Annotated in this window: 20 protein-coding genes; 10 read left to right on the top strand and 10 right to left on the bottom strand. The window is 41.9% G+C overall.

Features of this window, described 5'->3' with window-relative positions; genetic code table 11:
- Positions 1–22: 22 nt before the first annotated feature.
- On the top strand, positions 23–1237 hold the full coding sequence (locus ACM0OY_RS07640; protein WP_414568251.1) for a damage-control phosphatase ARMT1 family protein: 1215 nt from the start codon (positions 23–25) through the stop codon (positions 1235–1237).
- Between the two features lie 39 nt (positions 1238–1276).
- Here the strand turns inward: ACM0OY_RS07640 and ACM0OY_RS07635 are convergent, their stop codons facing one another.
- Positions 1277–1735, bottom strand: a complete 459-nt coding sequence (locus ACM0OY_RS07635) for a DUF4385 domain-containing protein (protein ID WP_414568250.1) — start codon at positions 1733–1735, stop codon at positions 1277–1279.
- Between the two features lie 179 nt (positions 1736–1914).
- Here ACM0OY_RS07635 and ACM0OY_RS07630 point away from each other — a divergent pair, with 179 nt between their 5' ends.
- Together ACM0OY_RS07630 and ACM0OY_RS07625 are read left to right on the top strand one after the other, a co-directional pair.
- Complete coding sequence (locus ACM0OY_RS07630; protein ID WP_414568249.1) at positions 1915–2382, top strand: VOC family protein; 468 nt, start codon at positions 1915–1917, stop codon at positions 2380–2382.
- A 28-nt stretch (positions 2383–2410) separates the two neighbouring features.
- Positions 2411–2707 carry a hypothetical protein gene (locus tag ACM0OY_RS07625; RefSeq protein WP_414568248.1) on the top strand — a complete coding sequence of 99 codons (297 nt, stop codon included), beginning with the start codon at positions 2411–2413 and terminating at the stop codon, positions 2705–2707.
- A gap of 41 nt (positions 2708–2748) precedes the next feature.
- Here the strand turns inward: ACM0OY_RS07625 and ACM0OY_RS07620 are convergent, their stop codons facing one another.
- Positions 2749–3429, bottom strand: a complete 681-nt coding sequence (locus ACM0OY_RS07620; RefSeq protein WP_414568247.1) for a Uma2 family endonuclease — start codon at positions 3427–3429, stop codon at positions 2749–2751.
- 71 nt (positions 3430–3500) lie between these two features.
- A complete protein-coding gene (locus ACM0OY_RS07615; protein WP_414568246.1) occupies positions 3501–4268 on the bottom strand; it encodes a class I SAM-dependent methyltransferase in 768 nt (255 codons plus the stop codon).
- Positions 4269–4525: 257 nt separating this feature from the next.
- Between ACM0OY_RS07615 and ACM0OY_RS07610 the strand changes: the two genes are divergently transcribed.
- Entirely contained in the window at positions 4526–6787 is a 2262-nt protein-coding gene (locus ACM0OY_RS07610) for a cation:proton antiporter (RefSeq protein WP_414568245.1), read from the top strand.
- Between the two features lie 13 nt (positions 6788–6800).
- Here the strand turns inward: ACM0OY_RS07610 and ACM0OY_RS07605 are convergent, their stop codons facing one another.
- The 3 genes from ACM0OY_RS07605 to ACM0OY_RS07595 all read right to left on the bottom strand — a co-directional run bounded on the left by ACM0OY_RS07605 (position 6801) and on the right by ACM0OY_RS07595 (position 9286).
- Positions 6801–8369 (bottom strand): metallophosphoesterase family protein, encoded by a 1569-nt coding sequence (locus ACM0OY_RS07605; protein ID WP_414568267.1) that lies wholly within the window; start codon positions 8367–8369, stop codon positions 6801–6803.
- Positions 8370–8637: 268 nt separating this feature from the next.
- Entirely contained in the window at positions 8638–9063 is a 426-nt protein-coding gene (locus ACM0OY_RS07600; RefSeq protein WP_414568244.1) for a type II toxin-antitoxin system VapC family toxin, read from the bottom strand.
- Between the two features lie 7 nt (positions 9064–9070).
- Positions 9071–9286 (bottom strand): hypothetical protein, encoded by a 216-nt coding sequence (locus ACM0OY_RS07595; RefSeq protein WP_414568243.1) that lies wholly within the window; start codon positions 9284–9286, stop codon positions 9071–9073.
- 310 nt (positions 9287–9596) lie between these two features.
- On the opposite strand from ACM0OY_RS07595, the gene hflX reads away from it, so the two are divergent.
- Positions 9597–11342, top strand: coding sequence for a GTPase HflX (gene hflX / locus ACM0OY_RS07590; protein ID WP_414568266.1), 1746 nt, complete (start codon positions 9597–9599; stop codon positions 11340–11342).
- A gap of 170 nt (positions 11343–11512) precedes the next feature.
- Here the strand turns inward: hflX and ACM0OY_RS07585 are convergent, their stop codons facing one another.
- On the bottom strand, positions 11513–11710 hold the full coding sequence (locus tag ACM0OY_RS07585; RefSeq protein ID WP_414568242.1) for a hypothetical protein: 198 nt from the start codon (positions 11708–11710) through the stop codon (positions 11513–11515).
- Between ACM0OY_RS07585 and ACM0OY_RS07580 the strand changes: the two genes are divergently transcribed.
- The 3 genes from ACM0OY_RS07580 (at position 11685) to gshB (ending at position 14228) form a co-directional block, all read left to right on the top strand.
- Complete coding sequence (locus ACM0OY_RS07580; RefSeq protein ID WP_414568241.1) at positions 11685–12323, top strand: hypothetical protein; 639 nt, start codon at positions 11685–11687, stop codon at positions 12321–12323. The two genes, ACM0OY_RS07585 and ACM0OY_RS07580, sit on opposite strands and share 26 nt — an antisense overlap.
- Positions 12324–12741: 418 nt before the next feature.
- Complete coding sequence (grxC, locus tag ACM0OY_RS07575) at positions 12742–13014, top strand: glutaredoxin 3 (RefSeq protein ID WP_414568240.1); 273 nt, start codon at positions 12742–12744, stop codon at positions 13012–13014.
- Between the two features lie 239 nt (positions 13015–13253).
- Positions 13254–14228 carry a glutathione synthase gene (gene gshB, locus ACM0OY_RS07570; protein WP_414568239.1) on the top strand — a complete coding sequence of 325 codons (975 nt, stop codon included), beginning with the start codon at positions 13254–13256 and terminating at the stop codon, positions 14226–14228.
- Positions 14229–14640: 412 nt separating this feature from the next.
- Here gshB and ftsZ read toward each other — a convergent pair whose 3' ends face one another.
- The 3 genes from ftsZ to ACM0OY_RS07555 form a co-directional block, all read right to left on the bottom strand.
- Complete coding sequence (gene ftsZ, locus ACM0OY_RS07565; protein ID WP_414568238.1) at positions 14641–15942, bottom strand: cell division protein FtsZ; 1302 nt, start codon at positions 15940–15942, stop codon at positions 14641–14643.
- A gap of 53 nt (positions 15943–15995) precedes the next feature.
- Entirely contained in the window at positions 15996–16379 is a 384-nt protein-coding gene (locus ACM0OY_RS07560) for a hypothetical protein (protein WP_414568237.1), read from the bottom strand.
- Positions 16380–17012: 633 nt separating this feature from the next.
- Positions 17013–17867 (bottom strand): cell division protein FtsQ/DivIB, encoded by an 855-nt coding sequence (locus ACM0OY_RS07555; RefSeq protein WP_414568236.1) that lies wholly within the window; start codon positions 17865–17867, stop codon positions 17013–17015.
- Positions 17868–18491: 624 nt separating this feature from the next.
- Here ACM0OY_RS07555 and ACM0OY_RS07550 point away from each other — a divergent pair.
- The gene (locus ACM0OY_RS07550; protein WP_414568235.1) at positions 18492–19823 is read left to right on the top strand and encodes a P-loop NTPase fold protein; all 1332 of its coding nucleotides are present in this window, start codon (positions 18492–18494) and stop codon (positions 19821–19823) included.
- A gap of 241 nt (positions 19824–20064) precedes the next feature.
- Positions 20065–25071: a hypothetical protein gene (locus ACM0OY_RS07545; protein ID WP_414568265.1), complete on the top strand. Its 5007-nt coding sequence runs from the start codon at positions 20065–20067 to the stop codon at positions 25069–25071.
- Positions 25072–25080 lie beyond the last annotated feature (9 nt).

Genomic DNA, 25080 nt, shown 5'->3' with positions numbered 1-25080 from the left:
GTTTGTGGTGAACATATCCCACATGCCAAAATTACCCCTACCACCACCGCTTGTGGGGTCAGAAATTGGTTCTTTTACTGAGTTTACAGTTACTGTGCGAATGCCTGCGATCGCCCGCCGAGTTATCGCAGAAAATAATTTTCCATCTGAGATTAATACCAGTTTGGAAAATCTCGCTACAGAGTTGCCAACCGGATATTTACGACACCTTTTAAATGATACTACTATAGATTTTTCTGCCTGGAATAGATATTTAGAATTCTACAAAAATCAGCGTTGGGTGGATGTTCCCTGGTTTTTTGCCGAAACTTATTTTTATCGCTTAATTCTGGATGTTACCAATTATTTTAGCCCTGGTGAATGGCAAGGTATCGATCCCTTTGAATTGCAAAAATCTCAAGGTTTGGAAGCATCTATTGACTCAATTATTCTGTTGTGCGATCGAGTAAATAATTGGTTGGAGAATTCCCAAGTAGATGAAGAATCAAACCAAACAGCTTTCATTGCACTTTTATATTTTGCTTTGTGGGGAAATCGAGTTGATTTGAGTTTATGGTCAGCATTCGAGGATGACCGCAGTCGTTTTGATATTCAAAGCCAACTCGCTCACATCTTGGTAGATGATACTTCCCAAGTCAAAGAGTTGTTAAGCAATTCTCAGGGAGGACGGATTGATTTTGTTGTCGATAATGCTGGTTTTGAACTAGTTTGTGATTTATGTTTGGTAGATTTTCTATTAAATAGCGGACTGGTTAATCAGATTTATCTCCACTTAAAACCACATCCGACTTTTGTCTCTGATGCCATGATGAAGGATGTACATTCCACAATAAATTTTTTAGCTGCTACTAGCCATCAAAAAGTGATATCCTTTGCTCAAAGATTGCAAAAAAATATAGCATTAGGGCGTTTAGTTCTAGCTGAAGATTATTTTTGGACATCACCTTTAGCATTTTGGGAAATACCCAACCCACTCAAAAATGAGTTAGCCAAAGCCAATTTGATTATAATCAAAGGAGATGCAAATTATCGCCGTTTATTAGGCGATCGCCATTGGGATTTCACTACTAACATTGCAGATATAGTCAATTACTTACCTGTACCAATGGTAGCTCTACGCACCCTGAAATCAGAAGTAATAGTAGGTTTAAAACCAGAAGTTATTGAGGAAGTAGCAAAATCTGACTCTTCTTGGTTGACAAATGGACAATGGGGTGTTGTTCAGTTAGTAGCTTAAGGAATTCTCAAAAATCGAAATTCCACAGCAACAGAGAAGCTAATCTACTTCATACCTCTGTTTATGTTTAGCCATAAGCTGGAGGTATTTCTCATTTGTTTTTGCTTCCATCCATTTAATTTTAAATATAGCTGCTGATTCAGCTTTAATCGGGTCTACTTCATAAGGTAAAATCTCTTTTGGCGAATCTTTTTTATATTTTCTGCCGCTTTTATGATTCGCATAACGACGGGAGCGAGTATAACCCATTTGGATAAACTTTCGCGCCATATCTGCGCCAACAAAATCATCTTGTTCTAAATAAGAAAGAAACATTCCGTAGATTTTTTCGCTAGACTCTCTAGCAATTTCAGGAGTTTTGAACCGCCAGTAAGGAAGAATTTCTGATTTGTATGGTTCCACCAAAAGTACACCTTGCTCACCCTTGCCAACGCGATAGAGTTCAGGATGCTGCCGAAAATCGATATTTTCAAAGTCTAAAGAGTAATCAAAAGGCATAGTAAAAGAGAATTCAGGAGTCAGAATAAATCAGGGGTATATTAAACCCTTGTATTTATCCACCAGTCGTACAAAATTCTTTGTGAATTCTGACTCTTTTGTTGATAGATTTTCATTAGCAATAGTAAACTTTAATAAAAAAGTTTAACTTCTATCTCTGTAGGGAAATTTTGTTTACTATGCTATCTAGCACCGAATCTGTGAACAGCGTCCTTGCTCCAGGGAATTTGCGTAAAGTGCATCATATTGCGCTCAACGTCAAGGATATGCAAGCTTCCCGACATTTTTATGGGACTATCCTGGGTTTGCATGAACTAACAGGCGACGAAGTACCGGCAACCCTGGTGGAACTCGTTGCATCTGGAAAAGTAGCCAATTTTGTCACCCCAGATGGTATAATATTGGACTTATTTGGCGAACCAGAATTATCACCACCAGATCCCAATCCAGAAAAGACTTTTACTAGAGCCTACCATCTGGCTTTTGATATCGATCCCCAGTTATTCGATCGCGCCGTGGCAGTAATCAGAGAAAATAAAATAGCGATCGCTCATGGCCCAGTCACTCGCCCTACTGGTAGAGGTGTGTACTTCTACGATCCAGATGGCTTTATGATTGAAATTCGTTGCGATCCAGAAGCTAGTTAACTTAGGAGTCATAGCAAAAGTATTCCTTATGAGCGTCAAACTCACGCAAATCTTTAAAGTAATTGAAGACACAATTACCAAACCACCAATTCCCCACGAACCATACAAGCAATCATTAAAAGCCTGGGCGATGTATTGTTTGCGAGATAAAGGCTTTAAAGTTGTTTACGCCCAAAATGCCGACTTTGCTATTGAAACTAAAGGTCAAGAAAAGCTGTATTTTAAAGTTTCAAATAGTGCCGATGATTTAGATAATTCTGCTAGCTGGATAGTTTGGGATAGTACAACCAAAACCGCTAGTCTCATTCCCCAAAATAAGGACTGAGCAGATTTCGTGGTTCTTTAACTATTTCAGATGGATGTATTCTAACTAGACAACTGTTGTACGAATAGTTGATGTTCTGGCGAATTTAACCCCAACTGCAACACAGCCAAAACTTGCTGCATATTGCCAGCAAGCAAATCTGGCATCGACAACCACAAACCAGGAAAGACTTGACTTTTGATAATTCCATCTGCATCCACTTTTAAGGATACATATTCTCCTTGTTGTAGCCGAAACCAATCTAATTTATTTTCAAATATTTGCCAAATAATATATTCTTTGACCCCATTGCGACAATAGACTTTTTTCTTGTCATATAAATCAATAGCAGCACTGCTAGCTGCTATTTCTACAACAAGTTCTGGCGCACCTTCTATATAATCATCATCGCTGAAACGAGATTGTCTTTTAGCTGTTGGTGTGATTAATAGCACCCCATCTGGTTGCGGTTCATTATCTGAATCTAAGCGGACTGTTGGCTCAATTCCCAATCTCACACCAGGAGTTGATGCTTGATAAACTCCTAACCAAGTGATTGTATGACCATGTGGTTCAGCATGACTTTCAAAACGTAATGGGGATGCCAAGTATACAACTCCTTCAATTAATTCTGCCTTTTGATGACGGGACATTGCTTGATAGCGCCGCTCAAATTCGTAGCGAGTGAGGCGATCGCCATTTTCTAAAAAAGGAATTCTCTGCTTAAGTCCTAACTTTACCATAATTTCTTACTCTGTAATGAGTTTTACTTTATTATTGCATGACACCTTAATTACGAATTACGAATTACGAATTACGAATTACTAGAATCAGGTTTCTCAAATATCATTAAATGCTGTTGAGGTAACAAATTTTTAGTTTCACGCCAAACTAAACCAACAGCTTGCATTTCTTTGCGGACTTGTTTTTGAGTCATTTTGTGCAGACGCTTGATCATAATAAAAGGATTTTCACCCCGATACTCAACTAGCACCACCCTACCACCAGGTTTCAGTGCCTTCACAATTTTTTGCATCACTTCTTGGGGATATTCCAATTCATGATAAGCATCTACCATCAACGCTAAATCAATACTCTCGGATGGTAAATTTGGGTCAGTAATAGTTGCTAAAACAGGTTCAACATTGGTAATATTTTTCTCCTGTTTGAACAATTCGATAATCTCCAACATTTCTGGCTGAACATCTACAGCCAACACTTTACCTGTTGTTAATAGTGGCGCAATGCGAAAGCTTAAATAACCAGTACCAGCACCAATATCTGCTACCACATCGTTAGGCTTCAGGTTAATAACACTGACTATTTTACTTGGTTGTTCCTGTTCTTCTCGGCTCGCTCGTTCTAGCCAACCAGCGCCAGTGTATCCCATAACTTTAGCAATTTCTCGCCCCATGTAATATTTGCCAATCCCATCTGGGCTATGAATTACTCGTTGTTCATAAACTGTGGTAGAAGGGGAATCTGCTTTTGCGATCGCAATCGGATAAAACAGTAAGTACCCCAACATCACTAAAAAAATGAGTATAAAAGGTAAAAAATTCAATTTGGAACTATTAGTCATATTAAGTGTAGTTAATTACTTCATTGATAGGTTGCCACTTGTTGAAATAAATTGTGTCAATTATTAATCGCTAAATTTATGTATTAAAATCAAAACTTGTTTGTTTGAACTTTAACTATGCATCTAGCGATCGCTTATCATAATCATGCATTTAAGAATCACAGTTTAATCTTCTAGAGCGATGTGGAGGTAAACACTGACACTATTTACTGAAAACAGGTCTTTAAAAATTCGTGATCTCATTTTTGGATGCTTATATGCAAAACCTATCCCTAATGTTACTGCCTGTACTAGCTGCACAGAAAGGAGCAGGTGCGAGTCTGATTAAACCTCTTGGTCATCACGAACTGCTGTTGGTGCTGGTACAACTGTCGCTGTTGCTTTTAGTAGCGCGGGGATTAGGTGAGTTGATGCGCCGAATTAACCAACCCCCTGTTGTTGGAGAATTACTAGCAGGTGTGCTGCTTGGCCCTTCTTTATTTGGTTTGCTTCTTCCAGACTTACAGGCGCATATTTTTCCCAAAAACCAAGAACAGTCCGATCTACTTTCAGTAATTTCTTGGTTAGGGGTGTTATTTTTGCTGATTGTGACTGGGTTGGAGACGGATCTCAAACTAATTCTGCGTAAAGGTAAAACGGCCCTGCTGATTTCACTCGGTGGAATTCTTGTCCCGTTTATCACTGGATTTGGACTAGGCTGGCTATTGCCAGATAGTTTTTTAGCCGACCCAGAAAAGCGACTGGTATTCAGTCTGTTTATCGCCACAGCGATGAGTATTTCAGCAGTACCAGTGATTGCTAAGGTGTTGATGGACTTGAACCTGATTCGCCGTGACATTGGTCAAGTTACCTTAGCAGCCGGCATGACCGACGACACCATTGGCTGGATTTTACTTTCTGTGGTGTCAGGTTTGGCTAGCAGTGGCAAATTTGACTTTGGGACAATTTTTCACTCGGTGAGTGCAGCGATATTGTTTCTAGCCATTGCCTTTACAATTGGGCGTACCATCGTAGACCAGATTTTGCGCTGGGTTGATGACTACGTTGGTGGCATCGCCGCTAGTATGTCGGTTGTGCTGATTCTTTCACTCTCGGCAGCAGCATTTACTCACGCATTAGGTCTAGAAGCAGCCTTAGGTGCTTTCGTGCTAGGGATTCTAGCAGGTCAATCCCGTCGCTTTAGTAATGAAGCCGGACACATGCTAGAAGTATTCACAGCAAGCTTTTTAGCACCAATTTTCTTTGCAGCTGCCGGCTTGAAAGTTAACTTGCTAGCCCTATTAGTTCCCCAGACCTTGTTATTTGGTTTGATTGTGCTTGCTGTCGCCTGTATTGGTAAATTTACAGGCGCTTACCTTGGTTCTCGTGTAGGCGGCTTGAGCCATTGGGAAGCTTTGGCCATGGGTTCGGGGATGAATGCCCGTGGGGCAATGGAAATTGTTGTTGCCACAATTGGTTTATCTTTGGGAGTTCTCAATCCCCAGATGTACTCAATTATAGTTATGGTGGCGATCGTTACCTCTTTGATGGCTCCACCTCTTTTGCGTTGGTGTTTGTCGAAAGTCGTTATGGGTGAAGAAGAAGCTAGACGTTTGGAACAAGAGGAACAAGATAGCCGTAGCTTTATCAAGCGAATACACCGTATTGTAGTACCCACTAGCGGTGGGCCTAACATCCAACTTGCGGCGCAACTAGTTGGTTACATGGCTCATCAAAACCAAGTAGAAGTCACAGCTTTATATGCTCTTAGCGACAAGCAGCCCCAAAAAAAAGCACGTCGAACGGCGACCCAAGTTAAAGATACTGCTGCTGAACAAGCTCTTGCTTCTGTGACTGAGGAAATGCAGCTACCTGCTAATACCACTCTGCAAACAAAAACGGAATCTGGGCCCAGTAAAGCAGAGGTAATTTTGAATGAAGCGAACAAAAACTATGACTTAATTGTACTGGGAGCCTCTGAACAGATACGCCCTCAAAAAGCATTGTTCAATTTGCTTGTAGACCGAGTAGTACAAGAAGCCCCTTGTGCAACGATGGTGGTGAAGTCGCACCTACCCCAACCCAAAGGCGAGACATGCAAAATCGCCCAACAACAGATGAAAAACATTATTGTGCCAACAGTGGGCACAGAATACAGCAAAAATGCCGTAGAAGTAGCAAGTACGATCGCAGCTCAGACTGGCGCACTAGTAACGATCGTGAACGTGATTAATTTACCACAGGTTGAGTATATTCTTTACGAGCAGCGATCGCTAGCTCCAGTAAAGGAAATTGCTGAAGATCTGCTAGAAAGGCAAGCAGCAATTGGCCGGAATTTAGGTGCTGATGTCAAAACCTATATTCTTCAAGGAAGCAGCCCAGAAAGGGAAATCCTCAAGTTTGCCCAAACCAATCAAGCTGACTTAATAATTTTAGGCAGCAATATCCGCATGGTTACGGGTCGGGTTTTCTTCGGTCACAGAGTAGATGCAATTCTGAATAAAGCACATTGCCCAGTAGCTGTGATTACTGTGCCATAGTCTTTTGAGGTGTCTAAATCACAAAAGGTTCAAGTTCACTGTTATACCACTCTTCACCAACGCGCTCAGTAACCAGCGGTCTAACAACAAACTTGGGTGGAGAACCATCCAAGACATCAATCCGCACACATGAATAAGGCAGTCGGTTATAAAAGTTGTAGTCATTACGACCCACAAAAAGCATTGAATCAGCAATTTTACGACTGGGATTACCTGGAATTTCAGCAAAAGTCTCCATCAATTCAGTCCCTTCTCGCCGTTGATACCTGGGACGATGACCGCTACCACCAGAGATAATACAGTTAATGTGAGAATCAGCAAATCCGGTATCAGTTGTGCGGAGGTATTCCAAACAGTGAGCGTGGCCGTTTAAAATCAAATCCACTATCGGACGCTGTTTAATTAAAGAACCAAGAGTTTGTGCCACTTGTTCAAAGACCCAGCGCAAGTGGTGGCGAACCGCCAAGGTTTGTGCCTGATGCCATTTAGTAGCCTCAGTAACATACGGTGGATGGTGAAAAAAGATGACACGTCCACGCACCTCGGAAGTATTCCAAGATTCGATAAGTCTGCTGCGTAACCATTCAAGTTGTTCAAAATCGATCGCAGGCATTTTCTCAGATGCTAGCTGTTTTTCAATATCGATTTTGATTTCATTAATTTGGTCTAATTTGGCACTCAGTTCATCAAGTTTTTCCGCTTCAGTTGGTTTATCTGGATTGAGTCCATCACATATTTTCAAAATCTGCAATTCTTCTCTATCAATCTCATGGCGACGCTTTTGCAACTCCCGCCGGTAAATTTCCCCCTCTTGAGTTGCAGGTAAAGGTGATGGTGTATTAAAGGTATTAGAATCCAGTGCGAAAAAGTCAATCCCACCGTAACGAAACGTATAATAGCGATTGGGTAAGCGGGTGAATTGTCCCGGTTTGTAACGCAAACAGCGTCCTGTGTCGGTTTTAGCAGTATAGTGCCGATCTAAATGACGTTCTAACTTTTGGGAAGACATCCCCGCCGTATAATCCATAAACGCCCGTGCATAGGCATTACCTTGATACGAACCATGCCAGCCAATCTCGATATCTTTGTACTTTAACAACCGACGTAGTGAGGATGTTGTTCCAGTAAATAAACGGTACAACAACGGCACATCGTAGTAATCATGATTGCCAAGTACTGGCAAGAAGGGTAGATTAAACACCATGCCGTTATAGGAAATGCCTTTTGGATTGTCGCCGCCGACAAGAAATTCCCGATAAGGCTCAATAAAATTTGTTGAGTAATACTCTTGAGAACCCACCACATAAATTACATCTCCTGTGTGCAACACAAAGCTGCAATCCTCGCGGTGAGCAAGCATTAGTTCAGCAACTTTTCGTTGTGGGTGTTGTGGAGAATGGGATTTAGTACCAGAATCACCGATAACCATAAAGGAAAATTCTGGACTATTATTTTTGCGATCGTCAATAACTAAGCTGGTTTGGTCAATTCCCCGTTGCACAAAACTTGGATGCATCCACCGCACCCGTTCCTTCATCTTTTGAATTTTCACAGGAATCGGTGGGTCGAAAATCAAATTCATGGCTGATAACTCGTGAATGCCTAATGCACAAGCTGATTGTAACGAAATAATAAGGGCTGGGGACACTTCTCTTCTCTACGAGACGCTAAGAGCGAACGAGACGCTCCGCGTAGCTTGCTTCCCCGTAGGGGTACGACAAGCTCAGTGCATCGCTGGGGACTGGGGAAGATCAGGAAGATGAAGAAGATAACGGAAATGAGGGAGTGGGGAATAGGGAATGGGTAAACTTTCAATCCCTAATACCCAGTCCCCATTCACCAGTCCCCAGTCACGGCAAATTTTCTCGCAATAATGCTCGAAAGCCTGCTTGTTGAAAATGCTCATCAGCAGTTAAAGCTTCAGTAATCCCACTATATTGCATCACAATAAAAGACACGCAATCGACAAACCCCCATTCTTTCTCAGTTCGATCGCAATAAAGCTGAAAAGCACGTTCGTAGAGTTCCTGGGAAAGGGGAACAATTTCTACTTTGGAGTCTGCTACCAAAGAATTCAATAATATAATTGCTGCCTGACGATAAGGCAGTTGGGATAAGGCATTGCCAATTTCCAACATAACGGCCTGTGTTGTGACTAAGCGAGTTTCTGCCGCTTGTAACATTTTAGCCAGATGTAAAGCTCGGTGATGCAGGCGATCGCTTGGTGCAGATAAGGCAATAGCAAATGATGTATCAAGAAAGACTTCAGGATGCATGAAAAGTTTATTTAGCGTACAAATATTTATCTATATTGGCAGACCAATCAGGTGGACCTTCGAGGCTAAGCGATCGCGCGGTTTGCAAAAATGATATTGTTTGATGTTCACCAGGCGGTAAAATTTCAATACTGATTCGCACACGGGTATTAATTGGCAGTGCGATCGGTTCAGACGGATAGAACACTTTGCCATTAAACACGGCTGTAATTTTTTCTACCATTTTCCTCAAAAAATTCTTTTAGTCTATCCTAAGCTGGTTGTGGAAATACGGGTAGATTAGAAGACGCGATCGCTAGTCAAGAGTGCTGAGTTCAAAGACTGCTCTCAAGAGCAGGGCTTTTTGATTACGTCAAATAGGTAAAGCTAAAATTGCAAGTGTCAGCTTGTAACATCAAAATAGTTTCAAATCAAGACTCTACAGACACTAATTCAGCTCGCATCCCTCAGAGGAGAGAGTTTGTAGCCTCAAGCCTGTTGTAAAATAGACATAAGAAGGATTCGGGGGGCCATTTAACTGGTCATAAACGCCTATAGAGACTATCTTTGGAAATCTCCAAGGTCTAAAGAGCAGCCAGCTGAAGCAACTACAGCGGCTTTATCACCAGCGCATACCAGGCGATCGCATCACCACGCCTGAATTTTCCCAGCGTCTGGCAGCAATTAGCACAGAACTCAATCAGCCTGTCTGTGCCTACCTCAACCGTCGCGGACAAGTAATTCGCGTGGGGGTAGGCACACCGCGTCAAACGCAAATCCCACCATTGGAATTGCCGCGTTACGGTGCAGAACGACTCAGTGGTATTCGTTGTCTCGCCACCCATTTGAAGCCAGAACCGCCCAATGAAGCGGCGCTCACGGCTATGGCACTACAACGTTTAGATGCCTTGGTTGTGCTAAATATTACTGGAACAGGATTTACACGTCGGGGAGGCGGTGCGACTGGGTACGTCAAAGAAGCTTATTTGGCTCATCTGACGCCCCAAGACTCTCGCACCTTGATGACAACTCCTGCTGCCTTCAAGCTAGATGAAAAGCAAGTCCAATCTCCGAGTTGGAATCTATCGCCACCTCTAAGCTTGGACGATCTGGCACAACAGGATTTTATCGACTTGGTGGAAAATCTGGAAGCCGAATTCCAGCGAGAATTTGTCGCCCAGGAAGTAGATGCTGACCACGATCGCGTGTTAATTGTGGGGTTAATGACTGATGAAACGACCCCCCAACAATTCCAAGACACCATAGCAGAATTAGCACGTTTAGTTGATACTGCTGGGGGAGATGTATTGCAGACGATACAACAAAAGCGATCGCGCATTCATCCCCAAACAGTAGTCGGCGAAGGTAAGGTCCAAGAAATCGCCCTCACAGCCCAAACACTAGGAGTTAATCTCGTCGTTTTTGACCGGGATCTTTCACCCTCCCAAGTCCGCAACCTAGAAGCGCAAATTGGTGTCCGCGTAGTTGACCGCACCGAAGTAATTTTGGATATCTTCGCCCAACGCGCTCAATCCCGTGCTGGGAAACTGCAAGTAGAACTAGCACAGTTAGAATACATGCAGCCGCGACTGGCTGGTAGAGGTCGCACCATGTCCCGATTGGGTGGTGGTATTGGAACTCGTGGGCCTGGTGAAACTAAACTGGAAACAGAACGCCGTGCCATTGGGCAGCGGATTTCTCGACTGCAAAAAGAAGTCAACCAGTTGCAAGCGCATCGTTCACGCTTACGGCAACGACGACAGCATCAGGAAGTTCCCTCAGTAGCTTTGGTAGGATACACTAACGCTGGTAAATCTACTCTATTAAATGCTCTGACTAACGCAGAAGTTTATACAGCCGACCAGCTATTTGCCACCCTTGATCCTACTACTCGCCGCTTAGTAATTCCTCATGGCGAAGCTGACGAACCTCAGGAAATTCTGATTACAGATACAGTAGGGTTCATACACGAACTGCCTACATCCTTAATGGATGCCTTCCGCGCCACTTTGGAGGAAGTCACAGAAGCCGATGCCCTGCTGCATTTGGTAGATTTGTCTCACCCAGCTTGGTTGCGTCATATTCGTTCAGTCAGAGAAATCCTGGCACAAATGCCAATCACTCCTGGCCCGGCGCTAGTTGTTTTTAACAAAATCGATCAAGCTAACAGTGAAACACTAGCTCTAGCTAGAGAAGAATTTCCCTTAGCGGTGTTTATTTCTGCGAGTCAGCGGTTGGGATTAGAAACTCTACGCCAGCGTCTTGCCCAGTTGATTGAATATGCCGTTGACTGTGGGTAAATACTGAAAAATCATAGATTTTTAATTTTAAGTCAACCCAGTATTAATACTGGGTTTTTTATTATTTAAAGCCAAAAATAAAGTCTTTTTGAACTAACGCTTGTATTGTAGACAACTTTTATTTGAATCTTTAGAGTGGTAAAAGGCTTGTCAACTGAGTGCATCTAATTTTACATACCAACCAGCAAATTCCCATCATTAGCAACTTCGTCCCACCACTTTGTTTTGTAAACATTGATTAACATGAAACCTCTATTTTCCAGTGCAGCAATATCTTCCTTTGTAGCTGCTAGTGCCGTAGTGATATCGTCTTCTGTTTTTTCCCCGGCTAATGCGGCTTCGATGAGTTTTACTATCAATGACTTCACCGGTGCCGACACTCAGGTGAAGTTTACCTTAGATGACGCAATAGCAGGGGCTGGCAAAGTTCAGTTTAAAGTAGATTATTTATCCACTGGCAAAAACACACTTGCTGACATCCGCGGTGTTTTCTTCAACATTTTGGACAACACACTTCTTAGTGGTCTCCAAGTATCAGGCAAAGATATAACAGCCAGCAAATTTGGCCCTGCCGGAGAAGTTGAGACTGTGGGCAGTAGTAACAACAATCTCAACGGCAACGGGAAGAATGGACAGAACTTGTTTGATGCTGGGGTAGAAATTGGTCAAGAAGGTATCGCTGATGGAAAAGGCGATATTCAATCTACCATCTTTACCCTATCCCATACTTCTAAAGCTTTAACTTTGGCTCAGTTTTCTCAGCAAAGCTTTGGAGTACGGTTAATGAGCGTAGGTTCTGCAACTAGTCGCGAAGACAGTAGCAAACTCAAAGGAACAGCTCCTTACTACGTTCCCTCCCCACCTCCACCTGCAAAAGTGCCGGAACCTACTACAACAGTTGCCCTTGGTCTATTTGCTCTGGGTGGGCTGAAAGTAGCAAAGAAAAAGACTCAAGCCCCAGCTTCAATAACAGTTTCTTAGAAGCTGTATTTTGATACACCTGATGCATCCCCTAAGAGAATAGACTGCTAGTCCATATATTCTCTGTTGAAATCAGGTGTGTCTTTCTTAACCCAATAAAATTTTTTTAGTGACCAAATATTCAAACACATTTTTACTTATTCATAGGATTCCTCGTTTTTGCGAAGTACAAGGTAGGGTAGCACAGCTGTGCTACCCTACAAATTTATGTACCTCATGTAATTGGGAACTGCCATATTGATAAGTCTGGTATAAACATTATCTTAGCCAAAAGTCTAGATTTAATATTCTGTTGACTAACTTTTATTTTTGCAAACCCAGTTAGACATCTCAGAGAATCAAGTTAAAACTCTATAGGGCGGCTATAGCCAGCGGCAAAGTCTAAAATTAAGAAGTATGAAATCATTTTGAGGACTTTATGGCTACAAAAGTAGAAATTTACACTTGGAGAACTTGCCCATTTTGCATCCGTGCGAAAAGTTTGCTGAAGAATAAGGGAGTTGAATTTATTGAATATAGTATTGATGGAGATGAAGCAGCGAGAGATAAAATGGCTCAAAGAGCCAATGGGCGTCGTTCTTTACCGCAAATTTTCATCAATGATGAGCATGTTGGTGGTTGTGATGATATCCACGCTTTAGACAATCAAGGCAAGCTGGATGAGCTACTAGCTTCTAGCAATAGCGTTTAGTATTGTCATCTTGGCGACATTTAGTATTGTCATCCCTAGCGACAAGCCGTTGGGCACACACGGCAGTTGCTACAACTCTCAAAAGCAACGCGCTGCCTGATTTACAGACTTTTTACCCACAAAAAGCGCTGTCTATCAAGATATTAGCTTCCAAGTTATGCCTATACGTCAATTGGTGAGAACATCAGGAGATAATGATTGAATAACCATTTAATTTTCTGGTGATTGAGGCAGACAGCGTGAAACTGGCTTTTATCATTGATCCCATCCATCAGCTTGACCCGTGTCATGATACCAGTGTTGCCCTGATGGAAGCAGCGCAAATCCTGGGACACGAAGTTTGGGTGACTCAGACAAATCTGCTGAGTGTGGTGGAGGGCAAAGCTTGGGCTGTCCTACAGCGAGTAGAACTTGTACCAGTGCAGTTGGTAGAGGGACGGTGGCTAGCGGCGAATCCTTGGTATAAGTTGAGCGATAGCTCCTTGACTTCATTAGAAACAATGGACGCCGTATTCATGCGGACAGATCCACCAGTCAATGATGCCTACCTCTATGCTACTTATATTCTCGATTACATTGACCAAAATAAAACTTTAGTGATTAACAGTCCCAACGGTATCCGAGGGGCTAATGAAAAAATGTACGCCCTCCAATTTACCAAGGCAATTCCAGAAACAATTGTTAGTGCTGATAAGCAGTTTATCCGGCAATTTGTGGAAACAAAGGGCACTGCGGTTCTCAAACCATTGGGTAACAAAGCTGGAGAAGGAATTTTGATTTTGCAATCAGGCGATCGCAATTTCAACTCCATTATCGAACTCAGCACTCTCCAAGGTAAAGTACCAGTCATGGTACAGACTTATCTACCACAAGCAAAAGAAGGAGACAAGCGAATTATTTTACTCAATGGCGAACCCATAGGTGCTCTCAATCGCCTTTCTAGCGGTACTGATTTTCGCAATAATATGGCAACTGGTGGTACAGTCGCTCAAACCGAAATTACTCCAAGAGAACAAGATATTTGCACCCAAATAGCTGGACGTTTACGCCAAGATGGCTTAATTTTTGTGGGTATTGATGTTATCGGTGGTTACCTAACTGAAGTTAACGTTACCAGTCCCACCGGAATTCGTGAGATTGACCGCCTAGATGGTACTCGTCTAGCTCATCAGGTTATTCAATGGATTGAACAAATTTTAAAAATCAAAAAATAATTTATATCTACGTTTTTTTATTTGTGTCCTATTCTTAGGAAATCTACCTAGTTAGGACACTTGCCTAATCAATTTTTTTACGCCACCTACTTTAAGTAAATATATTTACTTAGTTAAATGGATCGCAGGGGTAGATGTAGCGATGTCTATGACGGGTCAGGCCTACGCATCCTGAGTCGAGCAAGCTTCGTGTTTTTTCTAGCAAAAGCACAGCTAGACACGGGAATCACCGGATTCCTGCCCAAGTTCATTCTGTAAGTAGTCTTGAGAAAGTATCTGTACCAATTAGCAATATTAGGGATGGCAATGTGATTGCTTACCCCTACCCTTGGTAAAACCCTGAAACTAGCATATTTTATACAGCACTCACCCCAGTCTAAGACTGGTAAGTTAATCTCAAATCCAAAATTTCTTAATTCCGTGGTGTACGTCGGTTTTTCAGAAAATCAGGTATATCCAGTCCCAATTTTTCTTTTGGTTCTGGAATTGGAGTTGGAGCTGGAGTTGGGGTTTGAGGGTTAACTGTGGGTTGCTGTGTTGCTGGGCGCTTGGGAGTATTGGGTGCTACCCGAACGTTAGCGACGCTTTGTTGTGGTGCTGTTTGTACTTCACCCGTAAACCCAGTAGCAATTACAGTAATTCTTACCTCACCTTGAAGCCTGTCATCAATTACAGCTCCAAAAATAATATTAGCGTTGGGATCGACTACTTCATAGATTGCTTCTGCGGCAGCATTCACTTCATGCAAAGTCAGGTCAGTACCACCAGTAATATTAAATACAACACCTCTAGCGCCTTCAATGGAACATTCTAGTAAAGGTGAAGAAATAGCTGCGATCGCCGCTTCTCTGGCTCTAGATTTCCCAGAGCTAACGCCAATTCCCATCAATGCCGATCCTGCATCTGCCATCACAGCTCGGACATCGGCAAAGTCAACGTTTACCAAACCTGGGATCGTGATGATATCAGAAATTCCTTGCACCCCTTGACGCAACACATCATCTGCATAGCGAAAAGCTTCTTGCACAGGGGTTTGTTCCGGGATCACTTCCAGCAGTTTGTTATTGGGGATAATAATCAGCGTATCTACCCTACTCTTTAGTCCTTCAATACCTTGTTCTGCTTGGCTGGTGCGGCGGCGTCCCTCAAAAACAAATGGACGTGTAACCACACCAACAGTCAGAGCGCCCATTTCTTTGGCTACTTCTGCCACAATCGGGGCTGCACCTGTTCCAGTGCCACCTCCCATACCAGCGGTAATGAAAACTAGATCTGCACCCTCTAAAGCCGTGGCAATTTCGTCTCGTGATTCTTCAGCTGCTTTTTGGCCAATGGCAGGATTACCACCTGCTCCCAAACCCCGTGTTAGCTTCTGTCCAATTTGCAATCGACTGGGAGCACCAGCTAAGGTCAAGGCTTGGGCATCAGTGTTAATCGACCAAAACTCTACACCAGAGACATCAGACTCTATCATCCGGTTAACAGCATTGCCGCCACCGCCACCGACACCAATTACTTTAATGTTGGCAACCCGACCAGGGACAATCTCACCAATGCGGCTATTTTCAGGAGAAATCTTCTTATTATCGTGATTTTGTCCGAAGTTCAGCCCAGAGTTAAAGGGGTTGGTTGAGTTAACTGCCAGAGAGAAACCGGGCTGTCCGGTAGATTGGGAATCTTTATAGGTAAGTCCTTGGTTATTATCAAGTGTCATTGGATTTGTGAGAGGTAGATAAACGACTTTTTGGGGTGTTATTCAACTAGGAGTCAACTATAGTTTGGCACTGCCACAATGTTATGGCAGCGTTTTTTATTGTTTTCACTACTGCCAAGCCTAACAGAATTCGCTGTGCGAAAATTTACTCTAGAGTGAGGTTTTAAGGCGGGCGATCGCACAGCGAATTCTACAGAAGTATAATTCCATCTTACGTAGTCAAATATAGCCAGACTACTACAGATATGTTTGAACAACAATAATTTCTGCATAATTACGTTGAATATATTTAAATACGTACATGTATCTAAAAGTCTTCTGTATAACTTCAACCAGACATCGATCTCTTCATTTTCCTCAGCAGATGGCATAACTTGTAACCACATGCTACAGCCGCCCTCATCTGCCTTAATAATATTGTTAATAGATTTCGCCATTGGGGATAATTGCAATTGAAGACACAAAATTTACATGATACTTACTTATCTTTGAGATGTAAGTAAGGAATAATTTGCTTGTCAGACTATACCTGATTAATTTGTTATTTGGGGAGTCTTACTGGACACTTTGTTGTAGCAACATTCTATTGCAAGAGACTACATGAGTTGCACCGACAAAAAAAGATCAAAATTTCTCTTACAATGACCTGTTCGGCTAGTTCCAAAGTGCCTTAAAAAGACGAAAGCCAGAATAGTTTCGGCTCTGCACTTGAATGGTGGCTTCAGCCGTTTTCATCAGTGTCCTCTGCTTGTGAGTCAGATTTTAATGAAAAACTCAAACATTTTTGTCTTTCCGCACTGAGTTCAGTGGAAGAATGTATGGGCAAAAAGCGTTTTCCACGCTATGTGCCATTATTAGATTGTCCAGCATCTTGCACCCCATTAGATAGATATTAGGATCGCAATTGGGGGCTTTTTACTCAGCAATGGAGATTTTATGGTTGATCTTCTCATTTTAATTAGAAGTTAATGCCGGTTTTCCTGCAATTTGCGAGAAAGCTAAAAATAATAAATATATTTATCAGCATAAAGCTTCTTAATTTACTAAGAGCGCTCAATACATGAGATACCCTAAATGTTTCGAGGAATTTTGGGAGTTAATTTGGGATTTTCTTGGTTCATTTGTACTAATGGAAACTCGGGATTTTTCAAATCAATATACTCTATTTCACCAGAATTGAGTTTTGCTGTTAAATGCCGCATTTGGGCTAGTACTTTGATTTGTTCAGATAATTGGGGACCTGGAGTGCCAAGATGCACCTTTCCTAGTTCTGTTTTCAAAATTAAATTCGTTGGATTTTGACAATCAATTTCCATCACTTTTACCAGACTTTGGCTGATAGCTTGATGAAGTTGACTCCAATAGAGGCAGTATTGTTTTGGCAATCCAATAACTCTGAGATTGGGTAATTTTCTGCTGGGATTGAGTGATGTGTATTTTTCTAAGGGTATCCAAACTCCACTTGCATCTAGTAAGCCAATTGTTACTTTTTTGTTACTAGTGCCTTGATTTTGCACTGTTGGTGTTTGAGTCACCGCCACAGGTACTCGTTCTTGGATATCGATGATTAAGCCAGGAGGAAATAGGCGGCGTCTAACGATGGCATTGGCAATAGTTGGCTGTTTCTTCAAGGAGTTGGCAATCGCTGACGGTTCAATTCGCCACAATGACTGGGGGTAAGATAGCACCAACAGCGATCGAGTTGTCTCATCCGACAGTAATTTATTGCCTGATTTGATCGCTATTTGTTTAGAAGCTTTGAGCATCCACACTGGTTGGACTGCTACCCACAGCAATCCACTTGCCAAAGCTGTAATGGCAAAGGTTCGCCAGATAGCCTGAATAATTTTCATCTGCCGTTGCCGACGCAATTTTTTACGACGCTGGGCTAGATCCGTGCGGGAAACTGATATTATGCCAGCCATTCAAACCCCTTTTTCCTTGCAGTCCAAATTCCTTGATGTGTTTGTATCATTATTAATTTCAGTAAACACTGTCGGCATCTGTTAGCCGCACTCCTCAAGACTTTTTTTATTTTTAGTAACACTTTACAGTAACTATACAAAAATCGTGGCGCTAGTCATTATTGTCATTAAAGTTTCCGGTGTCCATTTTTAACTGACTGTAGTCTTTTTGACAAGTTTTCATCGAAGTTTTTTCTCTAAATGATTACAAAATATTAATTTAGATATTTCTAATTTTGTTTTATTGACAAATAGAATGTGAAATGATAAATAAGTTTTTCTGAATCTCTGTATACCTTGCTATAATTCATACCAGTCCTACCTCATCAGCTATATAAACAGAGATTGTCAAAACCTCAATAGCAGGTGTAAAAAGGACAGATATGCTTAGCGTTATTAGGGTCAATTAAATCTCTACCATATACTCACAGTTACTCGTTCCAGGATCGCTACGAGTGCTGTCTGTTGCAAGACACTACCAACTTGCAAATCAAGTGTATGCCTAAATGTAGGCTAGAGATTATTTGTATAAAAAATATGAACTAAACTGCATCTACACACACATTTACATACACCTCAACATACATGAGAACGACATTAAACTTGTCACGTTTTTATAAAGCATGTAATCCCAGCTACACACTAAATGTAAGTAACGTGCTAGATCGACAGTATTACATAGATTTTGCTGATGTACGTGGTTGCAAGATTGTGGAAGAATTGCAACGGACAATCTGCCGTATTTCTCCGGACGAGCCAACCTGCCAGTTATTTACCGGTCACATTGGCTGTGGCAAATCTACGGAGTTGCAGCGCCTGAAAACAGAACTAGAATTGGCGGGATTTCATGTGGTTTATTTTGAGTCCAGTCAAGACTTAGACATGGCTGATATTGATGTCAGCGATATTTTGCTGAGTGTAGCCCGTCAAGTCAGTGTTAGTTTAGAAGGGATTGGTATCAAACTCAAGCCTGGTTACTTTACCAATTTGTTTAAAGAAGTAGGCGATTTTTTGCAAAGTCCCATAGAACTTTCAGCAGAAGCAGAGTTATCCTTGGGAATTGCCAAAATTACCGCCAAAACCAAAGATAGCAACCAATTGCGTAATCAACTGAGGCAATATCTGGAACCTCGCACCAACAGTATTTTGCAAGCGATTAATGAAGAAATTCTAGAAAAAGCTGTCAATCAACTGAAGCTGCGCGGTCAAAAAGGACTGGTAGTGATTGTAGATAACTTGGATCGAGTTGATATGCGTCCCTTAGCATCAGGGCGATCGCAACCAGAATACCTATTCATCGACCGAGGCGAACAGTTACGCCGACTCAAATGCCACCTAGTTTACACAATTCCCTTGGCATTAATTTTTTCTAATGAGTACGAGACACTGAAAAATCGCTTGGGCGGAGGGATTGCACCTAAAGTACTGCCGATGGTGCTGTTGCGACAAAGAGATGGTAACGACTACGAACCAGGAATGTCACTGGTACGCCAATTAGTCTTAGCAAGAGCTTTTCCAGAAATTCCTTTGGATACAAGACTGTCACTGATTACTGAATTATTCGATAACTCCCAAACCTTGGATCGTTTATGCCGCGTTAGTGGTGGCCACATTCGTAACCTACTGGGTTTACTTTATAGCTGTCTACAACGACAAGATCCACCTTTTTCTAGCGACTGCTTAGAAGCTGTGATTAAAGACTACCGCGATGATTTGCTATTAGCTATTGATGAATCCCAATGGGAATTATTGTTTGAGGTAGTGCAACAGCAAAGAGTTAAGGGCGAGTCAGACTACCAAAGCTTACTACGAAGCATGTATCTGTTTGAATATCGCGATCCTGTGGGGCGCTGGTTTGGCATCAGTCCAGCCCTAGCAGAAACAGAAAAAGTTTTGGCTTGGCAACAAAACAAATAACACTGTTGGGTAACTTAAGTGTAATTAGTCATTTGTCATTAGTCATTTGCAAATAACAAATGGCTAAATGCCCCATGCCCAATACTTCTCTACGAGAGGCTGCGCCAACGGCTTACCTCGACTTCTCTACGAGACGCACTCGCGTTCGCTACTTCCACTGCGCTACTTCGCCTACGCTCAGCACAAGTCAGCACAAGTCGGTACAAGTCGCTCAGTACAAGTGCCCAATGCCCCATACCCAATGACCAAAGAAAATCAACATACTTTACAAAGACTGATTAGAGCGATCGCCCTTTCTGAAGGTCAATTTGCTCTGATTTTAGTCCGGTGTAATTACGGGCAATTACGGGAGCAAATGTTAGAAAATATTCGCTCCCTCACTAAAGACATCAATCTTAGAGAAATCGTTCTCAATTCATCAACTATTTCCTTACACAACACAATAGTTTCAGAACTATTTCTAAATAATCCTGTTGTTGTCACAGACTCTTTGCCATCAGCTGTTATGGTTTTTGGTCTTGAGTCAGTTATTGACTTGGAAAACTTACTTACAGGCATCAACCAAGCACGAGATATCTATGCTGCGACTTTTCCATTTCCAGTAGTATTGTGGCTACAAGATGAAGTAGCATCATTGCTTTCCAGATTAGCTCCTGATTTCAAAAGCTGGGCTGCAACCACTATTAAATTTGAAATGGCAAAAACAGATTTAATTGCTTTGATTAATCAAGAAGCGGAATCTTTATTTGCTAAAGTTTTAGAAGCAGGTGCCGAAACATTTTTATCTAATGCTTCTTTAGATTTAGATCCCAAATCCCAACACCGCCACGAAATAGAATCAGCGCGTAATGATTTGCTGCGCTTGTATGGCATTCAATTAACACCAGGATTAGAAGCAAGTTTAGAGTTTGTTTTGGGGCGAGATAAATACGCTAACGATCAAATTAACGGTGCTTTAGCCAATTATCAAAGAAGTCTAGCACTGTGGCAGAAGGAAACAAAAAGAGTGGCAGAGTTAGAAAGTGGGAAAGTGGGGAAAATTAGCGAACAATTACACTTATCTCCCTCATGCCCATCATCTCCCTCATCTTTACTTAAGCAAGCAATAGTACTATTTCACCTGGGGCTATGCTATCGGCGGATGGCAGACTTAAACCACAGTGCTAATAGTAGCTATTGCCAACATGCTCTTTTATGGTTTAAACAATGTCTGGAAATATTAGAAGAGGTAGAAAGAGAAGATTTAGTTGCTAAATTTATTTCACCTGTTTGTGAAATGCTCCAACGTTTAAAAGCTTGGGATGAATTAAAAGAATTAGCTCAAAAATCATTACATCTACACAAAATTTATGCAAATCCACTACAAATTGCTCAAAATTATGGTTTTTTGGCAAATGTAGCAGCTTCTGAGTCAAATTGGGTACTGGCTCATGAGCTAGCAAATACAGCACTTTCTATATGTGAAGCAGCAACAGAAGTTTCCCGAAGACAAGAAAGTTGGTATCTCCTGTTACTAGCACGTACACAGCGACATTTAGGTGAGTGGGAAGAAGCAATCAATAATTTGGAATGGGCGAGGGTAGTTTGTGAGCTACAACATCAACCATCACTTTACTTAGAGATTTTAGAGGAATTGCGATCACTTTACTTTTTTGAGCGTCATGACTATACAGAAGCCTTCAAGCTCAAACGAGAAAAAATTCAAATAGAACATCAGTATGGCTTTCGTGCTTTCATTGGTGCAAGTCAATTGCAGCCACAACGCTCCAAAATTAACCCAGTATTAGAAGCTGAGAAAATACCGTTTATTCCTGAGGAAGTCGCCCAAGAAATATCTGCTTCTGGACGACAGCAGGATGTCAATCGCTTAATTGAAAGAATTGCTCGTGCTGACTATAAACTTACAGTCATTTATGGACAATCAGGTGTAGGAAAGAGTTCAATTCTCAAAGCTGGTTTAGTACCAGCACTCAGAGGAAAAGCTATCGGCGAACGCATTCCTGTACCTATTGTTTTGTCTGTTTATACTGATTGGGTTACAGTTTTGCTAAGTAGTGTCAACCAAGCTTTAGTACATGCAGGAATATTAGTTAATCTCGACTATACACCTTCTGTACTGCTTGAAAATATCCGATTGGCAACTGAGCGCAATCATACAATAATTCTGATATTCGACCAGTTTGAAGAGTTTTTCTTTGTTAGTAACCCTAGCACACAAAGAATAGAATTTTATAAATTTTTTAGTGAATGTTTAAATATTTCTTATGTAAAAATTATTCTTTCATTGAGAGAAGACTATTTACATTATTTATTAGAATTTGAACGTTTGAGTCAGAAAAATAGTACTTATATATATAATTTAGGGGTAATTAATCAAAATATCCTCGATAAAGACATTCGTTATTATTTAGGGAAATTTTCTAGTCAGGATGCCAAGGCTATAATTTATAGTCTGACTCAACGTTCACATTATGAATTGAGTGATGAATTAATTAATCGATTAGTAGAGGATTTGACAGGAGAACTAGGCGAAGTACATCCAATTGAATTACAAATAGTCGGCGCTCAACTAGAAGTAGAAAACATTACCACACTCGGACAATATAAACTTTGCGGTGGCTGGACAAAATTGGTGGAACGCTGGCTGGGGGAAGTTATCAAAGACTGCGGTCAAGAAAACGAAAAGTTAAGTTGGAAATTATTATTTGAGTTAACTGATGAAAAAGGCACGCGACCATTAAAAACTAAAGCTGATTTAGCTGCTGCATTAGCTAATAATCATGATATCGAGACAATCTCAGGTTTTAACACAGTTGGCGAACTGATTTTAGAAATATTAGTAGGTTCGGGGTTGGTGTTGCGAGTCAGAGAAGAATTAGGCGATCGCTACCAGTTAGTCCACGATTATTTAGTTGAACCAATTCGTCAAAAGAACAATTATGGTATTGTCGCCGAATTAGAAAAAATCAAACTGGAAAAAAAGAAAGCAGAAGTAGCCCAAAAACTTAGTCAACAGCAACTCAATTTAGTTTTGCAAAGGCGGTTAAAAGAAGCACGTGTAGCAGGCATAGTGCTGTCAATCATGGGGGTAACAATAGCAGCATTATGGTGGCAAGCTGACTTACAGAAAAGAGCAGCAATTAGTCAAACTTTACGAGCTGAACGTAGTGAAACCAACTTAAAAATTAGTGCGATCGCAGCTGCTAGCGAAGCTTTATTTGCCTCTAATAAAGAATTTGATGCCTTATTAGAAAGTTTACGGGCTTGGAAACGACTTCAAAAAGCAGAGTTTGTGCAACCAGACACCCGAATGCGGGTAGTCACAGCCCTGCAACAAGCAGTTTACGGAGTAACTGAGGTCAACCGCTTAGAAGGGCATACCGATATTGTCTGGGGACTAACTTTCAGCCCAGATGGTCAGTTGCTAGCATCAGGGAGTCGAGATCGGACAGTGAAACTTTGGCGTCCTAATGGTACCTTACTACAAACTCTCAAAGGTCATAATGACGCGGTTACCGCCGTCAGCTTCAGCCCTGATGGAAAAACCCTAGCCTCCGCCAGTCTGGATAAAACAGTGCAAATCTGGCGGCAAAACCCGATTACAGGTGAATTTTATACCCAGCCAGATAAAACCTTAAAAGGACATGGAGATTGGGTTTATAGCGTTGATTTCAGTCCTGATGGCGAATTATTAGCTACTGCCAGTAAGGATGCAACGATCAAGCTCTGGCGCAAAGACGGTAGTCTAGTAAAAATACTCAGGGGACATGGCGGCTGGGTTAACTGGGTAAGCTTCAGTCCTGATGGTCAATTTATCGCCTCGGCAAGTGACGACAAAACAGTAAAAATCTGGCGACGGAATGGCATCTTGGTTACAACTTTGCAAGGACATCAGCAAGGTGTAACGGTGGTTGCTTTCAGTCCTGACGGTAAACTGTTAGCGTCCGCAGGTCGAGACAAAACAGTAAGACTTTGGCGGCGAGAAGAAAACACCAGTACTGACAGTTTTAACTTTCTTCCTTACAAAACTTTACAGCAGCATAGCAATACAGTCTGGAGTTTAAGCTTTAGTTTGGATGGTAAAAAATTAGCTTCCGGAAGTGAAGACAACACCATAAACCTCTGGAGTATTACTGGCAGCTTACTCAAAACCTTCAAAGGACACAACGATGCTGTTGCTAGCGTAGCTTTCAGTCCCAATAATAAATTGCTGGCTTCGGGAAGTTTTGACAAAAACGTGAAACTCTGGAGTTTAGATGCGCCAAGACCGTCTATTCTCCAAGGGCATGAGAATCGAGTTTTGAGCGTTGCTTGGAGTCCCCATGCCCAGATGCTAGCTTCTGGTAGTAGCGATCGCACTGTCAAACTTTGGCAAAGAGACACCAGTAGTGGCGAGGCAAAAACCCGACTCTACAAAACCTTAGTAGGGCACACAGATAAAGTTCCAAGTGTTAATTTTGACCCTAAAGGCGAGATCCTAGCTTCAGGAAGTTATGACAAAACTGTGAAACTTTGGCGGCTTGACGGTAGTTTAATCGTCACTCTCCACGGACATAGCGATAGTGTGATGAGCGTGAATTTCAGCCCAGATGGCAAGTTTTTGGCATCAGCTAGCAAAGATAAAACGATAAAGCTTTGGAATCGTCAAGGCAAGTTGCTCAAAACCTTAGTGGGACATCACGCCTGGGTGAATAGCGTCAATTTCAGCCCTGATAATCAGTTTTTAGCTTCTGCCAGTGATGACCAAACAGTAAAACTCTGGCGGCGAGATGGTACTTTAATCAAAACTTTTTCGCCCCATGACAGTTGGGTATTGAGTGTCAGCTTTAGTCCCACAGACGAATTGCTAGCTTCTGCCAGCTGGGACAACACTGTAAGACTTTGGCGACGCGATGGTACATTGTTAAAAACCTTGTTAAAGGGCTATAGCGATAGCGTCAATGCCGTAACTTTCAGTCCCAATGGAAAATTACTCGCCGCCGCTAGTTGGGACGGTACAGTGAAACTCTGGAGCCGTGAAGGCAAATTAATTAAAAGTCTCAATGGGCATCAGGCTCCAGTATTAAGTGTCAGTTTTAGCCCAGATGGTCAAACACTAGCATCAGCTAGTGATGACAACACAATAATTCTCTGGAATTTAGATCTTGATGACTTGGTTGTTCGTGGTTGTCAGTGGGTGGATGATTATCTCAAACACAACCGCAATCTTGAACAGCGCGATCGCCGTCTTTGTGATGGCATACTCTAGGCAGAGGCG

Origin of the sequence: Nostoc sp. CCY 9925, assembly GCF_963920935.1 — a bacterium.
Lineage (GTDB): Bacteria > Cyanobacteriota > Cyanobacteriia > Cyanobacteriales > Nostocaceae > Nostoc.
Note: the sequence above shows the minus strand (reverse complement) of the source record. Positions and strands in the feature narration are given on the sequence as shown.

Bases quoted from the DNA above. Each gene is read 5' to 3' on its own strand.
- ACM0OY_RS07555 (WP_414568236.1), bottom strand. From the start codon at position 17,867: ATGGCTGGCATAATATCAGTTTCCCGCACGGATCTAGCCCAGCGTCGT.
- ACM0OY_RS07640 (WP_414568251.1), top strand. From the start codon at position 23: ATGCCAAAATTACCCCTACCACCACCGCTTGTGGGGTCAGAAATTGGT.
- ACM0OY_RS07600 (WP_414568244.1), bottom strand. From the start codon at position 9,063: ATGCATCCTGAAGTCTTTCTTGATACATCATTTGCTATTGCCTTATCT.
- grxC (WP_414568240.1), top strand. From the start codon at position 12,742: ATGGCTACAAAAGTAGAAATTTACACTTGGAGAACTTGCCCATTTTGC.
- ACM0OY_RS07630 (WP_414568249.1), top strand. From the start codon at position 1,915: ATGCTATCTAGCACCGAATCTGTGAACAGCGTCCTTGCTCCAGGGAAT.
- ACM0OY_RS07595 (WP_414568243.1), bottom strand. From the start codon at position 9,286: ATGGTAGAAAAAATTACAGCCGTGTTTAATGGCAAAGTGTTCTATCCG.
- ACM0OY_RS07550 (WP_414568235.1), top strand. From the start codon at position 18,492: ATGAGAACGACATTAAACTTGTCACGTTTTTATAAAGCATGTAATCCC.
- ACM0OY_RS07615 (WP_414568246.1), bottom strand. From the start codon at position 4,268: ATGACTAATAGTTCCAAATTGAATTTTTTACCTTTTATACTCATTTTT.
- ACM0OY_RS07545 (WP_414568265.1), top strand. From the start codon at position 20,065: ATGACCAAAGAAAATCAACATACTTTACAAAGACTGATTAGAGCGATC.
- ACM0OY_RS07580 (WP_414568241.1), top strand. From the start codon at position 11,685: ATGAGTTTTACTATCAATGACTTCACCGGTGCCGACACTCAGGTGAAG.
- ACM0OY_RS07625 (WP_414568248.1), top strand. From the start codon at position 2,411: ATGAGCGTCAAACTCACGCAAATCTTTAAAGTAATTGAAGACACAATT.
- ACM0OY_RS07610 (WP_414568245.1), top strand. From the start codon at position 4,526: ATGCAAAACCTATCCCTAATGTTACTGCCTGTACTAGCTGCACAGAAA.
- ACM0OY_RS07605 (WP_414568267.1), bottom strand. From the start codon at position 8,369: ATGAATTTGATTTTCGACCCACCGATTCCTGTGAAAATTCAAAAGATG.
- ftsZ (WP_414568238.1), bottom strand. From the start codon at position 15,942: ATGACACTTGATAATAACCAAGGACTTACCTATAAAGATTCCCAATCT.
- ACM0OY_RS07635 (WP_414568250.1), bottom strand. From the start codon at position 1,735: ATGCCTTTTGATTACTCTTTAGACTTTGAAAATATCGATTTTCGGCAG.
- ACM0OY_RS07560 (WP_414568237.1), bottom strand. From the start codon at position 16,379: ATGGCGAAATCTATTAACAATATTATTAAGGCAGATGAGGGCGGCTGT.
- ACM0OY_RS07620 (WP_414568247.1), bottom strand. From the start codon at position 3,429: ATGGTAAAGTTAGGACTTAAGCAGAGAATTCCTTTTTTAGAAAATGGC.